A 14,286-nucleotide genomic window follows, 5' to 3' on the forward strand; every position below is an offset into this window, starting at 1 on the left:
GACCGGTTTTTCGCGATCCGGATTGCAGATTAATCGGCCGACGGCGTGCGGGCGATGACGGTTGCCTCGACCGACAGACCCGGCCGCATGAGTCCGGTCGCGAGCGCCTCATCGGAGAGACGGACGCGCACCGGAACCCGCTGGACGATCTTGGTGAAATTGCCGGTGGCCGTGTCCATCGGGATCAGGCTGAACTGGCCGCCGGTGGCCGGCGCGATGGACTCGACCGTGCCCTCGACTGCGAGGTCCGGATAGGCGTCGACATGCAGGTGGACCTTCTGGCCGGCGACCATGCGCTCGACCTGGGTCTCCTTGAAGTTGGCGACAACATAGGCTTCCGAGACCGGCACGATGGCCATGGTCTGCTGGCCCGGATTGAGCAGCTGGCCGGGGGCGACGACGCGATTGGCAACGACGCCGTCGAACGGCGCGCGCAGTTCGGTGCGGGTCGCATCGAGCTTCGCCGCATCGACACCGGCTTTCGCCGCATCGATGCGGGCATCGGCACCCGCCACGGCGGCCTTCGCAGCCGCGAGGTCTTCCTCGGCGCGGTGATAAGAGGCCTGCGCGACGCTGAGTTCGCTCTGGCTGGTGGTGATGGCGGCTTTCGACTGGGCAAGCGTTGCCCGTGCGGCTTCCGCCTTGGTCGCGGCGGCATCGAGGCTCGCTTTCGGATAGTGGCCCTTGGCGGCGAGTTCGGAATAGCGCGCGAGATCCGAAGCGGCGAGGTCCGCATCGGCTTTGGAGGCGTCGGTCTGGGCGCGGGTCTGGGTCAGCCGGTCGCGCTGGGCGGCCACCTGTGCCTTGGCGGTCTCGAGGGCCGCTTCGGCGGAGGCGACGCGGGCGCGCGCCTGCTGGGCGTCGGCGATCGCCTGCTGAAGGCCGGCATCGGCTTCGGCGATGCGAGTCGAATAGTCGGCAACTTCCAGCGTCACCAGCAGGTCACCCGCTTTGACAACCTGGTTGTCCGTTACCAGCACCTGGTCGACATAGCCCTGCACCTTCGGCGCAATGGTGGCGATGTCGGCCCGGATATAGGCGTTATCAGTGGTCACTTCATACCGGCCGGCGATCAGCCAGTGGACACCCTGATAGACAAGAAACAGGGCCGCCACGGCGCCGATACCAGAGAGGATGTAGCGGCGGGGATCAGCCCTGAAGCGGTAGAGGAGCGCCGAAACAGCGGACGAGGGCATGGCCTCTTTCGCGACGGGGGGCTCAGCCTGAGGAAGTGCCTGTGGCGGAGGAACGACCTCCGCCACAGGCAGCGTCTGGGAGGAAGACGCGGATTCTCGTTTGAACGGTTTGACGGCCATGTCAGGTTCCGGGGCACTAGCTTTGCGAGTTGGCTTTTCTGGCGCCGGTGGTACGCCCAAAAAGTGTAATTGGTGTTACATCGGCTTGCAATGTAATCTGTATTACGCAAGAATCAAGTAACCAGATCGGCTAAACATGACTGCGATGAAGCATAGCTCCCCTGCACAGCCCGGACGCCGGAAGGCCGAAGCGGGCTCGCGCGCCGAATTGCGGCGGGCCGCCTTCCTTGAGGCGGCGCGGGAAGTGTTCCTCGAACAGGGCTATGAAGCGGCCAACATGTCCGAAATCGTGCGCCGGGCCGGCGGATCGCTGGCGACGCTGTACGCCCAGTTCGGCGACAAGGAAGGCATCTTCCTCGCCATGCTGGAAGCACGGATGGCGGAGTTCACCGAGGCGCTGGAAGTGGAACTGAAGGCGCATACGCCGATCGCGGTGGGCCTGACGCGGATCGGCGAGCAATATGCCCGCAAGCTGGTGCAGCCGCAGTCGCTGGAGCTTTACCGGCTGATCGTCGGCCTCGCCCGGAAGTTTCCGGATATCGCCCGGCGTTTTCTCGACCGGGGGCCGAACGCCCTTCGGGCCGCGCTGGCTGCCTATCTGGAAGACCGGCAGGCGGCCGGAGAGATCGAAGCCGGCGATTTCGAACAGCTGGCCTCGATGTTCCTCGACATGGTCCGCTCCGGCATCCAGACCCGCGCGCTGCTCGACTCGACCATCCAGCCGACCGAGGCGGATGTTTCGGCGAATGTCGAACGCGCCGTCAGCATCTTCCTGAACGGCGTCGCCGCGCGGCGCTGATCCGGAGTTTCCGCCACGGACGGAATTGCCGTGCCGCCCTGCCCTGCCTAGGGTTCCCGCGAAACTCAGGAGGTACAGCATGGCGCAAGCGGGCGGCTTTACGGACGAGAAATTTGCGGCGGTGCGCGACCAGTTCGAGCGCAACCTGGATGACGGCACGGACATCGGCGCTTCCTTCTGCGTGGTGAAGGATGGCGAGACGGTCGTCGACCTCTGGGGCGGCTGGGCCGATCCGGAAAAGACGCGGGCCTGGGAGCGCGACACGATCGTCAATGTGTATTCGACGACGAAGACCATGACGGCCCTGACCGCCCTCTGGCTGGCCGACCAGGGCAGGCTGGATTTCGATGCGCCGGTAGCGGAATACTGGCCGGAGTTTGCGGCGAACGGGAAAGCGGCAACGAAAGTCAGCCATCTGATGAGTCATTCCGCCGGCCTGCCCGGCTGGACCGCGCCGATGGACAAGCATGACCTTTACGACTGGGACAAGGCGTGCGGGTTGCTGGCCGAGCAGGCCCCGCTATGGGAGGCGGGCACGCAGGCCGGCTATCATGCGGTGACGCAGGGCTATCTGGTCGGCGAAGTCGTGCGGCGGATCGACGGGCGTTCGCTGGGCACCGTTTTCCGCGAGGAGCTTGCGGGACCGCTGGGCGCCGATTTCCATATCGGCCTTCCGGCCACGGAAGATGCGCGCGTCGCAGACCTGACGCCGCCGCCGGGTGTCGGCCTTGCCTCCGGAGAGCAGAACGCAGCGCAGAAGGCGGCCTTCAACAATCCGCCGGTCGATGTCAGCGAGACGCGCACGCGGGCCTGGCGCGGCGCGGAAATTCCGGCCGCCGGCGGTACCGGCAATGCCCGCTCGGTCGCCATGGTGCAGTCGATCCTTGCAAACCATGGCGAGATGGGCGGCAGGCGCTTCCTGTCGGAAGCCGGATGCCGCAGGGCGCTGGAGTGCCAGATCGATACGACGGACATCGTTCTGGGCATGCCGGTGCGCTATGGCATGGGCTTTGGCCTCTCCGGCCCGCTGTCGCCGGCGCTGAATGACGAGTCCATGTTCTGGGGTGGCTATGGCGGCTCGCTCGTGCTGGTCGACCTGAAGAACCGGCTGACCATCGCCTATGCCATGAACCGGATGCAGGGCACGACGACCGGCGACATGCGCGCCATCACGCTGGCCGCTCAGGTCTGGCAGGCGATGGCCTGATCAGGCCGCGCCGTCGAGGATCGACTTGAAGCCGCTGGGACCGTGCGGCCCCATGAACAGCTGCTCGAACACGCCGATGCCTTCGGAAGCGAGGCCGCCCGGCCCTTCATGGCGGGCCCGGACGATTTCCTGGATGTGCAGGTTTTCCGGGATATTCCAGGCAGCGTTCGGGTCCATGTCCTCGCGTTCGACGACCAGCTGGTCGCCATGGCTCATGCCGTGCCGGAATTTGGCGTGGCCATAGCCGATGCCCTTCATGAGGAAAGTGCCGATGGGCTCGAAATGCACCGCATGCGGATTGCCCTGCCCGTCTTTCACATTCAGCGTCGCCTTCGCCATGCGGCGGGTGCCGGGGGCATAGGTGACTTTCATCTGCGCCTCATCGAGATGCAGGCGCTCACCCTGCTTTGCGCCATCCATGACGAGGACGGAGCGCTTGTTCCAGGCGTCGCCCTTCGCATCGTCATTGACGTGGAAGTAAAGCGACAGGTTCGGGAAGTTGGTGGGCGTCCAGATCCAGTAGAATTGCGGGTCGAGCGGCGGGATCAGCGGCTGGGCATCCGGTGCGCCGATCGGGCGCACACCCCAGGAGCGGTCGCGCGTGCCGGTCCATGAGGCGGGGTCGAGTTGGATCTCCTCGCCATCGATCTTCAGCGTCCCGGACCAGCGGCCATTCTGCGTCATGCGGGTAAGGTCCATCAGCATGCGCGGGCCCTGGCGGCGGGTGAAGCGCGGTTCCTCGATGGGGAAAGAACGGCCGGTGAATTCCGCGTCGAAGGCGATGCCCTCGGTTTCCTTCACCTGCAGGCGGATGCGTTTCAGAGGCTCCACCACCTCGACCGAAAATCCGCCCACGAACGTATCCATCCGCTCCATGTTGAGCGGGCGGGAGAAGTAGAGCGAGCTCTGCTTGCCGTTCCGGAGGACGGAGAAGGAGGCGTCGATGACATTCAGGTGCGGATAGACGCCCATGGCCGCGGCAAAGAACACGCTGCCGTCGGCCGAATAGCCATTGTAGAAATAGCGGTCGTAGAAATTCCGGTCGGAGCCCGAATAGGCGATGGGCTCCGGCGTCTGGTGGATCGGGTATTCGTCACCGGCGGTGAGCATGGCTTAGGTTCCTTCCTCAGCGTGACCACTTGGCGGGCCTTCTCCGGCCGCTAGGGTAGCCGGGCGCCGGAGCACGGCAAGGGGTGACGCAAGGGAGGCATCGTGGCCAGCAAGATCGGGATCGAGGAATCCAACCGCTTCATCAATGAGGCCTTTCCAGGCAACCAGTCGCGCACGCAGATCACCCACCTCGCCGAAGGGGAAGCGACCGTGCGGCTGGTCGCTGACGACACGCATCTGAGGCCCGGCAATTACATCTCCGGACCAACGCAGATGTCACTGGCCGACACGGCCGCCTATTTCGCCGTGATGTCGCTGATCGGACTGGAACCAATGACGGTGACCAGCAATCTCAACATCAATTTCCTGCGGCCGTGCATCGGGACGGTTGTGGTGGCGCATGGCGAAGTCATGAAGATCGGCGCGGCGCTGGCGGTGATCGAAGTGGATATAAGGATCGAAGGCGCGGAGAAAGCCTCCAGCCACGCTATCGTCACTTATGCCATTCCGCGCAAGGAGGCCCGCGCATGAACCGTCTTGTTGTTGCCGCCGCCCTGACCGGCTTCCTCACCGTTGCGCTTGGCGCGTTCGGGGCGCATGCGCTGGAGGGGCAGTTGACGGCCGAGGGCGAGGCCTGGTGGCACACGGCGACGCTGTATGCCCTGCCCCATGCGGCGGCGGCACTGGCGATCAGCCTGAGCGGACGCGCCGGCATGTTGAAGACCGGCGGATGGCTGCTGGTGGCGGGGGCGCTTATCTTCTCGGGAACGCTCTATGCGATGGCGCTGGGCGCGCCGCGCTGGTTCGGGGCGATCACACCGATCGGCGGGGTTCTGATGCTGGCAGGATGGACGCTCGCGGCAATCGGCGGCGCACGGAAGACTTAGGACGCAGCCGTCCCGACAGACGCATACTTGTCTGCGAGTTCATCGGCCACGTCGCGCGCTTCGTCGATGGTCGAGGCGAAGGCATCGAGTTCCTTGTCGACAACGCCGGTGTCGAGGTCGAGCTCCGGCCGCGCGGCAACTTCACCGAGCGCGCTCTGGAAGCTGCGATAGGCCATCTGTGCCTTCACCAGCGCACGCTCATAGCTCATGAGGTCTGACCGGGTGGCGCCGTCCACAGCCGCAGGCGTTTCGAGCAGGACGCGGGCTTCGCGGTTGACATCGATCAGGCCGGCGCGGGCGTCCTTGGTGTCCTTCACGATGCGCGAGAGCACGAGGACCGGCGCGCGTGTGTCGGCACCGATGCGCGCGGCATACGTGTCGGCCCGGGCCTGTTCATTGGTGATGCCGTTGATCAGTGTGTCGGCGAGGCCGGCAAGACCGCCGCCGGATTTCACCCAGCCGGCCTCGACCGCTTCATCGCAATAATCGCTGGACGCTGTACGCAGGGCAGATTGTGACTGGGAAATACCGGTTTTGACAGTCGTTTCACCCGGAACCATCGAAACGGTTGCGCATCCTGCAAGAAGGCATAGGGATACACCGAGAAAAACGCTACGCATCAAACAGCCACCTACAACCTGTTTGGGCCCCAAAAACGTAATAATCTCTACGTTTAGTCGGGGGGCCTGTCCAGAACGTAACGGCAGTTTGGCAGAGATTAGGTGAAGACCGCATGAACAGACGCGCCCCGAGACGCATTTTGTACCCCAGACACGATGCGCGGCGCACAGGGCGCCTGCGTGTGTCAGAATTGCACGAAATCTTCTGGGAGGAATCCGGCAACCCTGACGGGCTGCCTGTGGTTGCATTGCATGGGGGGCCGGGCGGCGGATCGAGCCCGGAAATGCGGCGTTTCTTCGATCCTGAGCGCTATCGCATCTTCCTGATGGACCAGCGCGGATGCGGCCGCTCGACGCCGCATTCGGAGCTGCGCGAAAACACGACCTGGGACCTGGTGGACGATATTGAGACACTTCGCGACCATGTCGGCGTCGACAAATGGCTGGTTTTCGGCGGCTCGTGGGGCTCGACCCTGTCGCTCGCCTATGCGGTGACCCATCCCGAGCGCGTGCTGGGCCTCGTCCTGCGCGGCATCTTTCTGGTGTCGAAAGCCGAGATCCAGTGGTTCTACCAGAACGGGGCGGGCCGCCTCTTCCCCGATGCCTACGACCGCTATGTCGCCCCGATCCCGGAAGCGGAGCGCGGCGACCTGTTGATGGCGTTCCACCGGCGCCTGACCGGCGACGACAAGCAGGCACGTCTCGATGCGGCCCGCGCCTGGTCGCGCTGGGAAGGAGAGACGCTGTCAATCAAGGGCCCGGTGACCACCCCGCCCCGCTTCAATGAGGATGATTTCGTCGATGCGTTCGCGCGCATCGAATGCCACTACTTCGTCAATCGCGGCTTCTTCGCGCATGACACCTGGCTGCTCGAAGAGTGCAGCAAGAAGCTGAAGAACATTCCCGGCGTGATCGTGCATGGCCGCTATGATGTGGTCACGCCGCTCTCGACGGCCTGGGCGCTGTCGAAGGCCTGGCCGAAGGCGCAGCTGCACATCATTCCGGATGCCGGACACTCGTCCATGGAACCCGGCATCGTCGACAAGCTGATTCAGGCGACGGATGATTTTGCCGCAATCTATGCCGAGAAGGCCGGCGCCTGATCTTTGGGCCCACATGAAGAAAGCCCGCCACCCCATTGGGATGGCGGGCTTTTTTGTTGGCTTGCGGATTATTCTGCGGGCAGCTCGTAATTCGCGCCCAGCAGGCCCTCAAGGAAGGACGGCAGCTGGACGTGGTACTGGTCCTGGATCTTGTCGAAGAAGCCGAAGAACAGGACGAGCCCGACAAACACCGGCACGAACCAGCGCATCAGGAAGCGCCAGACATTCATGATCGTGCCTTCGCCGAGCTCTGACGTCAGCATGTCGCGCGACAGGATCCATCCGCCGAAGACCGCCACCATCAGGCCGCCCAACGGCAGCAGGACGTTGCCGGTGATGAAGTCCACAAAGTCGAGATATTCGGTCGAGAAGATGTACGCCGCCCCGACCAGCCAGAGGATGAAGCCGACGCCGAGCGCGGCGCCCATACGGGTGACGCCCTGACGTTCCTCAAGCCACGACACCGACACTTCGAGCAGCGAGATCGAGGATGTGTAGGCCGCGAAAAGCGCGAGTGCAAAGAACAGGACGGCCATGATGTAGCCGATCTGGCCGAGCCCGCCGAAGGCGACCGGCATCGACACGAAGAACAGGCTGGGACCGCCGGCCGGGTCGAGGCCCGCGGCGAAGACGATCGGGAACACGGCGAAACCGGCGATCAGCGCCACGAACGTGTCCGATCCGGCAACGATGGCCGAAGCGCGCGGAATGTTCGTGCCCCGGTCGAGATAGGCGCCATAGGTGATCATCAGGCAGGAGCCGACGCCGATGGAGAAGAAGGCCTGCCCGATCGCTTCAAGGAAGGTCTTGAAGCCGACATCTTCCCATTTCGGCTGGAACAGGAAGGAGACGGTCTGGCCCGCATCGCCCTTGGTCAGTGAGAAGCCGAGGATCACCACCAGCATGATGAAGAAGGCCGGCATCAGGAGCGAAGCGGCTTTCTCGATGCCGCCTTTGACACCGCGGCCGACAATCGCGACGTTTGCCGCGATAAAGATGGCGAGCAGCATCAGCATGTACCACTTCGAGGCCAGCGGATGCTCGCCCTGCCCGATGACATTGGCGAAATTGGCGCCGGACGTGGCCGCGTCCATGCCATCAAATCCGCCCTTGAAGGCCTGGATCACGAAGGCGAGCAGCCAGGACGAAATCACCATGTAAAAGGTGAGGATGAAGGTGGCGGTGATCGTGCCGACCCAGCCGACGATCCCCCAGTTCCCGCTCTTGCTTTCGGCGCGGGCGAGCGATTCCACGCCCTCGACGGCCGACATGCCCGACTTCCGGCCCATGGCATATTCCGCCATCAGCACCGGCAGGCCGATCAGCACCACGCAGGCAATGTAGATCAGGATGAAGGCGCCGCCGCCATTCTCCCCTGCCGTGTATGGAAAACGCCAGAAATTGCCGAGACCGACAGAGGAGCCGACGGCGGCCATGATAAAGCCGAACCGCGAGCCCCAGGTTTCCGATTTACGGGCGATTGTCGCCATGAGTTCCCTCTCCCCAGGGTAAAAGATTTCGCGCGAACCTAGCCGCGAAGAAACAAAAAGCAACGCTTGGTGCTGTGTTCGGGTCAGAACAACCCGGTCGTGTTCAGTTTGTCATCGCGGTGCATGTAGACCGACAGGATCAGGCCGAAGCAGGACATGGCTGTCAACATGGCCGTGCCGCCATAGGAAATCAGCGGCAGCGGCATGCCCACCACCGGGAGGAGGCCGATCACCATGGCGACGTTGAACACGACATAGAAGGCGACCGTCGCAGCCGCGCCCGCCGCAGCGAAGCGGCCGAAATTGCTGTTCGCCTGCCGGGCGGTGTTCAGGGACCAGCCGAGCAGGATGGCAAACCCGATCAGGATGGCCGTTGCGCCAAGGAAGCCGAATTCCTCGGCGATCACCGTCAGGATGAAGTCGGTATGCTGTTCAGGCACATAGTCCTGCTGCGACTGGACACCCTGCAGCCAGCCCTTGCCGTTGAGGCCGCCCGCGCCGATCGCGATCTTGGCCTGTTCGATCTGGTAGCTCTCGCCGAGCGAGGTGGACGCGCCGCTGGAGCCGAACAGCTGAGCGATGAACGTGTCGACCCGGCCGCGCTGGTAAGGTTCGAGGACGAACTGGTAGATCGGCCAGACGGCCGCCGCGCCGGCAGCGATACCGCCGAGGATGATCCGGCCCGACAAGCCGGCAAGGAACACGACCACCCCGCCTGAGGCGATGATGGCGAGCGTGGTGCCGAGGTCCGGCTGGATAAAGACGAGGGCCGACGGAACCATGATGATCGCGCCCGCCCCGATATGGACGAGGAAGCGGCTGCCGTTGACGCCGAGCATGGCGTGGTAATACCGCGCGAGCGCAAGGGTCACGGCAAGTTTCGCAAATTCCGACGGCTGGACGGCGACCGGGCCGATCTGCAGCCAGCGCTGTGCGCCGCCGCCGGTCACGCCCATCACTTCGGTCAGGACCAGCAGGACGATGGTGCCGGCATAGGCGATCCAGGACAGGTTCATCCACCAGCTGAGCGGCAACAGCGCCAGAACGATCATGACACCGAAAAAGAAGCTGAAGCGAATGAGCTGCACCCGCCAGAGATGCTGTTCGGCCGGGTTCGTATGGGCCGAGGAATACAGCATGGCGATGCCGATGAGCGCCATGGCGACGACCAGCAGGATGAAGCCCCATGGCAGGCGCGCGAGCTTGCTGAAGATGCTGCCGGCGGAGGCGTCGAAGTTGAGCGTCGTGGCGGTGCGCGTGCGCGCCTCGCCGCGGCTGAAGCCCTGGAAGCTGCCGTCACGGCTCATGCGGGGCTCCCCTCTTCATCCTCGGTTGGCTTGAGCGCGGCGTTCTGGGACCAGGCCGGCTTGCGGCCGCTGTTGGAGCGGATCGCATAGGACAGGATGTCTCGCGCGACCGGGCCGGCCGCGCCCGAGCCGCTCTCGCCATGCTCGACGACGACGGCGCAGGCATATTTCGGATTGTCGGCAGGCGCATAGGCCACGAACAAGGCGTGGTCGCGAAGTTCGCGCTCGATATTGATACCCTTGCGGATGCCGCTGTCGCGCTCCGCCTGGGTGATGCGGCGAACCTGCGCCGTACCGGACTTGCCGGCAAGGCGCGGGCCGCCAAGGCCGAGATCGCCCGAGCGATAGCCGGTGCCGCCCGCCTCGGACGTCACGCCATACATGCCCGACTGCATGATTTCCATGATCTTGGGGTCGAGCGGTGCGTCGAGCACATGCTTGTCCGGATCCTTCGGACCGAGGCCGATCAGGTTCGGCTTCAGCGGCGCGCCATCGGCAGCGATCCGTGCGGTCATCAGGGCGAGCTGCAGCGGCGTCACGCCCAGCTGTCCCTGCCCGATGCCGAAGTTCAGCGTCTCGCCTTCGAACCAGGGCTCTTTCTGGACCCGCATCTTCCATTCGGGGTCCGGCACCAGCCCGCCGCGTGCGCCGGTCATGCCAAGGGACCAGGCCTCGCCGAAGCCGAACTTGCGGGCCGTGTCGGCAATGGCCTGCGCGCCGGTGCGCCGCGCGACCTCGTAGAAATAGACGTCGCACGAGCCCTTGATGGCGGCGTGCATGTCCACCGATCCGTGGCCGCCCGGCTTCCAGCAGTGCCAGGTCCGGTTGCCGAAATGGTAGTAGCGATTGCAATGCACCCGGTCGGTCGGCTTGATCGCGCCGGTTTCGAGCGCGGCCGTGGCGACCACCATCTTGAAGGTCGAGCCCGGCGGGTACACGCCGCCATGGGCCCGCGGATAGAGCGGCGCCCTGGAATCGTCGCGCAGCGCGGCATAGTCCGTACCGGAAATGCCGTTGACAAAATCATTGGGATCGAAGGCCGGCGTCGACACCATGGCGAGCACGTCACCGGTTTCCACTTCCAGCACGACGGCGGCGCCGCTCTCGCCGGCAAAGCGTTCAATGGCGACGCGCTGGAGATCCATGTCGATGGTGACGAACAGATCCTTGCCGGGCTCCGGCGCGAGGCGTTCATCCGGGATCTGATCGATGATCCGGCCGGCGGCGTTGGTGACAAGCTTCCGGAAACCGGGCTTGCCGCGCAGCCATTCCTCGGCAAAACGCTCCATGCCCTGACGGCCGGTGCGCATGTCCGGATGGCGGAACATGTCCTCCATCGTCTTGGCTTCGTCCTGGGTCTTGCCTTCGGTCAGGCGCTCCAGGTCGTCCTGACTGGCGCGGGCGACATAGCCAAGGACGTGCGCAAAATCCCGTCCGCGCGGATAGGAGCGCGTGAGCGCCATCTCGACCTGCACGCCCGGCAATTCGACCGCATGAACATTCATGCGGGCGAAGTCCTCATAGGTCAGCTCATTGGCGACAATGACCGGCAGGAAGGCCGCGCGGCGGCGGCGCGCGCGCTGGATGTCTTCCAGGACGCGGTTGACCTGCGTATCCGACAGGTCGATGTGGGCGGCGATGCTGGCGATCGTGGCGGCGGGATCTTCAAGCTGTTCGGGAATGACGGTCACGCGCCCCGCACGGCGGTGGGACGCGAGCGGCTTTCCGAACCGGTCAAGGATACGCCCGCGCTGCGGCGGCGCGAGTTCGAGCTTGATATGGTTGGCGTTGGCCAGCTGATCGTATTTCTCGCCTTCGAGAATCTGCAGCTGGAAAAGGCGCGCCACGAGGCCGGCCCAGACGACTCCGCCGCCGACACCGGTCATCAGCATACGGCGGGAAAATTCGATCTCGGGATTGTATGTCTTGCTCATGCCGCCTGCCCCGACAGCTCGCCCGGCCGCCGGCCAAGATCGAAGACACGTTGAATGAGGGCATAGAGCGCGCCGGTGGTGAGCATGGAGGCGACCAGCGGCAGGATGCGGACCGGATGGTCTTCCAGGGTCGACGCCATGAGCCAGAGCAACAGGAACGCGCCGGAAAACAGCAGCACGGTCGCCACAATCGCGATCAGCGGCTCGCTGGTAACATCGAACTGGCTGGCGATGGCCGTCGAGCCGGCATAGGTGAGCAGGTTGACGACTTCAAAACAGCCGAACGGTGCGTGGAAGGTGACGTCCTGGATCAGGCCGAACGCAATCAGGATCAGCATGGGGCGGATCGACAGGCCCACCCTTCCCCAGCCGATCGCGCCCCAGAGCGCGGCGTGCGGCCAGGCGAAAGACATGCCGAAAATATCGTTCCGCGTCAGACCGAACAGGCCGACGGCCGCGATCACGAGGCTGCCAAGCATGAGACGCGGTGTCGGGCCGGCCTTTGACCAGAGACCGGGCTTGCGCCGTTCGGCGTAGGAGCGGGCCATTACTGCCGGGCTCCCTGGGTCGGGCTGGCGGCGGGTGCGCCTTCCTCCGCTGGCGGAACATCCGGCTCCGGTATGGGCTTCGAAATGATCGGCGGCGGGATCAGCTGCACATATCCGGCACTGCCTTCCGCCATCGCATACTTCACGCGCCAGCCATTGCCGGATTCGACGACTTCACCCACGACGAGCCCCCGCGGGAAAGCTCCGCCTTCGGACGAGGTGAGGATGCGCTCGCCTTCGATGAAGTCGCTGCGTTCGGGCATGTCGGTGAGCGTACCGCTACCGGTGCTGCCCCCCTGCATGATGGCATGGACGCCCGACACTTCGCCAATCACCGGCACGCGGCTGTTGAAGTCCGTCACCAGAAGGATGCGCGACGAACGCTCGCCGAGCTGGATGACGCGGCCGACAAGGCCGCCTTCATTCATGGCGACCGAGCCCGGCTCGACGCCCTGGGCGCGGCCGGCATTGGCGAGCAGCGTCTGGGCGAAGGGGCCTTCGCTTTCCGATGTGATGCGCGCCGTCACGCCGCGGGCCGGCGGTTCGCCCATCAGGTTGAGGATCTGCTCATAGGCTTCGAGGCGCTCGGCCATGGAGATGGCGGCCGCCTTGTAGCGGGCAAGGTCGCGCACCGCGGCTTCGAGTTCGCGAATGCGCTCATCCTTGGCGGCCTGGCCTGAGATCCGTGACCAGAGGCTGATGCGTTCGCCCGCGCCCAGCCGGTCGCCGACAGAGGTGCGTACCGGATCGAATGCGCCGGCGATCTGCGGGGCGGACTGGGCGATGATGAGGGCGGCGAAGGCAAAAATGAACACGCCGAGGACGAGGCGCTTCGGCGAGCGCCGGGAGCTTTTCTGCCCTGTCCGGCCGGAGCGTGCCATGTGGCGGATTCCCTGCCTGTTCTGCCTCTAGAGTTCAGTGACTCACACTTCGGGTGAGAGCACGTTGCGCATCTTGCTGAAATTCTCGAGCACGTGGCCGCAGCCATTGACCACGCATTTCAGCGGATCGTCGGCGATCATCACCGGCAGCTGCGCCTGTTCGCGGATCACCGCGTCGAGATTGCGCAGCAGCGCACCGCCGCCCGTCAGCACGATGCCACGGTCCACGATGTCAGCCGCCAGTTCCGGCGGCATGGCTTCGAGGGCGATCTTAACAGCATCGATGATGTCGGTCACGGGCTCGCGCAGGGCTTCTGCGATCATCGCCTCGTTGATTTCGGTTTCCTTCGGCACGCCATCGAGGGTGCCGCGGCCGCGTACGGTGAGTGACATGCCGGTGCCGTTTTCCGGCGGCTGGGCAGTGCCGATTTCCTTTTTGATCCGCTCGGCCGACATTTCGCCGATCAGGATCTTCTGCTCGCGGCGGAGATAGTTGACGATGGCCTGGTCCATCTTGTCGCCGCCGATGCGTACGGAACGGGAATATACGATGCCGCCCAGCGACAGGACCGCGACTTCCGAGGTGCCGCCGCCGATATCGACGACCATGGAGCCGGCCGGATCGTCGATCGGCAGCCCCGCCCCGATGGCAGCGGCCATGGGTTCCTCGATCAGTTCGACCTGACGGGCGCCGGCCGCAAGGGCCGACTGGTGGATGGCGCGGCGCTCGACGCTGGTGGCGGAGCTGGGCACGCAGATGATGATGAGCGGGGACACGAACGCCCGGCGGTTGTGAACCTTCCGGATGAAGTGCTTGATCATTTCCTCGGCGACTTCGAAGTCGGCGATCACGCCATCGCGCATCGGGCGGATGGCTTCCATGTTCACCGGCGTCTTGCCGAGCATGTTCTTGGCCTGCTCGCCGACCGCATAGACGATCTTGCGGCCGCCCTGGGTCATGTAGGCGACGACCGAAGGCTCATCGAGCTTGACGCCCTGACCCTTCACATAGACCAGCGTATTGGCCGTACCGAGGTCGATGGCCATGTCCGTGGACAGCATGCCGAGGAGGCTACCAATCATG

General features: G+C 64.7%; 14 protein-coding genes. 5 read left to right on the forward strand and 9 right to left on the reverse strand.

The window, feature by feature from the left end:
* Window positions 1-29 precede the first annotated feature (29 nt).
* Window positions 30-1,196 carry an HlyD family secretion protein gene (locus R3C13_RS02245; protein WP_371309167.1) on the reverse strand — a complete coding sequence of 389 codons (1,167 nt, stop codon included), beginning with the start codon at window positions 1,194-1,196 and terminating at the stop codon, window positions 30-32.
* A gap of 256 nt (window positions 1,197-1,452) precedes the next feature.
* Here R3C13_RS02245 and R3C13_RS02250 point away from each other — a divergent pair, with 256 nt between their 5' ends.
* On the forward strand, window positions 1,453-2,115 hold the full coding sequence (locus tag R3C13_RS02250) for a TetR/AcrR family transcriptional regulator (protein WP_371309168.1): 663 nt from the start codon (window positions 1,453-1,455) through the stop codon (window positions 2,113-2,115).
* A 79-nt stretch (window positions 2,116-2,194) separates the two neighbouring features.
* The gene (locus R3C13_RS02255; RefSeq protein WP_371309169.1) at window positions 2,195-3,322 is read left to right on the forward strand and encodes a serine hydrolase domain-containing protein; all 1,128 of its coding nucleotides are present in this window, start codon (window positions 2,195-2,197) and stop codon (window positions 3,320-3,322) included.
* Here the strand turns inward: R3C13_RS02255 and R3C13_RS02260 are convergent, their stop codons facing one another.
* The gene (locus R3C13_RS02260; RefSeq protein ID WP_371309170.1) at window positions 3,323-4,432 is read right to left on the reverse strand and encodes a hypothetical protein; all 1,110 of its coding nucleotides are present in this window, start codon (window positions 4,430-4,432) and stop codon (window positions 3,323-3,325) included. It abuts the gene before it with no gap.
* Between the two features lie 102 nt (window positions 4,433-4,534).
* On the opposite strand from R3C13_RS02260, the gene R3C13_RS02265 reads away from it, so the two are divergent.
* Both R3C13_RS02265 and R3C13_RS02270 read left to right on the forward strand, forming a co-directional pair.
* Entirely contained in the window at window positions 4,535-4,963 is a 429-nt protein-coding gene (locus R3C13_RS02265; RefSeq protein WP_371309171.1) for a PaaI family thioesterase, read from the forward strand.
* Entirely contained in the window at window positions 4,960-5,319 is a 360-nt protein-coding gene (locus R3C13_RS02270; RefSeq protein ID WP_371309172.1) for a DUF423 domain-containing protein, read from the forward strand. The genes R3C13_RS02265 and R3C13_RS02270 overlap by 4 nt, the downstream gene beginning before the upstream one ends.
* Here R3C13_RS02270 and R3C13_RS02275 read toward each other — a convergent pair.
* Window positions 5,316-5,879, reverse strand: a complete 564-nt coding sequence (locus R3C13_RS02275; RefSeq protein WP_371309173.1) for a hypothetical protein — start codon at window positions 5,877-5,879, stop codon at window positions 5,316-5,318. The genes R3C13_RS02270 and R3C13_RS02275 overlap by 4 nt on opposite strands.
* Before the next feature lie 173 nt (window positions 5,880-6,052).
* Between R3C13_RS02275 and pip the strand changes: the two genes are divergently transcribed.
* Window positions 6,053-7,042 (forward strand): prolyl aminopeptidase, encoded by a 990-nt coding sequence (pip, locus tag R3C13_RS02280; RefSeq protein WP_371309174.1) that lies wholly within the window; start codon window positions 6,053-6,055, stop codon window positions 7,040-7,042.
* Between the two features lie 68 nt (window positions 7,043-7,110).
* On the opposite strand, the gene R3C13_RS02285 is transcribed toward pip, so the two are convergent.
* The 6 genes from R3C13_RS02285 to R3C13_RS02310 form a co-directional block, all read right to left on the reverse strand.
* Entirely contained in the window at window positions 7,111-8,532 is a 1,422-nt protein-coding gene (locus R3C13_RS02285) for a sodium-dependent transporter (RefSeq protein ID WP_371309175.1), read from the reverse strand.
* A gap of 83 nt (window positions 8,533-8,615) precedes the next feature.
* Window positions 8,616-9,839 (reverse strand): rod shape-determining protein RodA, encoded by a 1,224-nt coding sequence (gene rodA, locus R3C13_RS02290; protein WP_371309176.1) that lies wholly within the window; start codon window positions 9,837-9,839, stop codon window positions 8,616-8,618.
* Window positions 9,836-11,773, reverse strand: coding sequence for a penicillin-binding protein 2 (gene mrdA, locus R3C13_RS02295; RefSeq protein ID WP_371309177.1), 1,938 nt, complete (start codon window positions 11,771-11,773; stop codon window positions 9,836-9,838). The genes rodA and mrdA overlap by 4 nt, the downstream gene beginning before the upstream one ends.
* Window positions 11,770-12,321, reverse strand: a complete 552-nt coding sequence (locus R3C13_RS02300) for a hypothetical protein (RefSeq protein WP_371309178.1) — start codon at window positions 12,319-12,321, stop codon at window positions 11,770-11,772. The genes mrdA and R3C13_RS02300 overlap by 4 nt, the downstream gene beginning before the upstream one ends.
* Entirely contained in the window at window positions 12,321-13,202 is an 882-nt protein-coding gene (gene mreC, locus R3C13_RS02305; protein ID WP_371309179.1) for a rod shape-determining protein MreC, read from the reverse strand. Before mreC ends, R3C13_RS02300 begins: the two co-directional genes overlap by 1 nt.
* A 42-nt stretch (window positions 13,203-13,244) precedes the next feature.
* The gene (locus R3C13_RS02310; protein ID WP_371309180.1) at window positions 13,245-14,285 is read right to left on the reverse strand and encodes a rod shape-determining protein; all 1,041 of its coding nucleotides are present in this window, start codon (window positions 14,283-14,285) and stop codon (window positions 13,245-13,247) included.
* Window position 14,286 lies beyond the last annotated feature (1 nt).

Source organism: Hyphomonas sp. (assembly GCF_041398385.1).
Classification (GTDB): Bacteria; Pseudomonadota; Alphaproteobacteria; order Caulobacterales; family Hyphomonadaceae; genus Hyphomonas.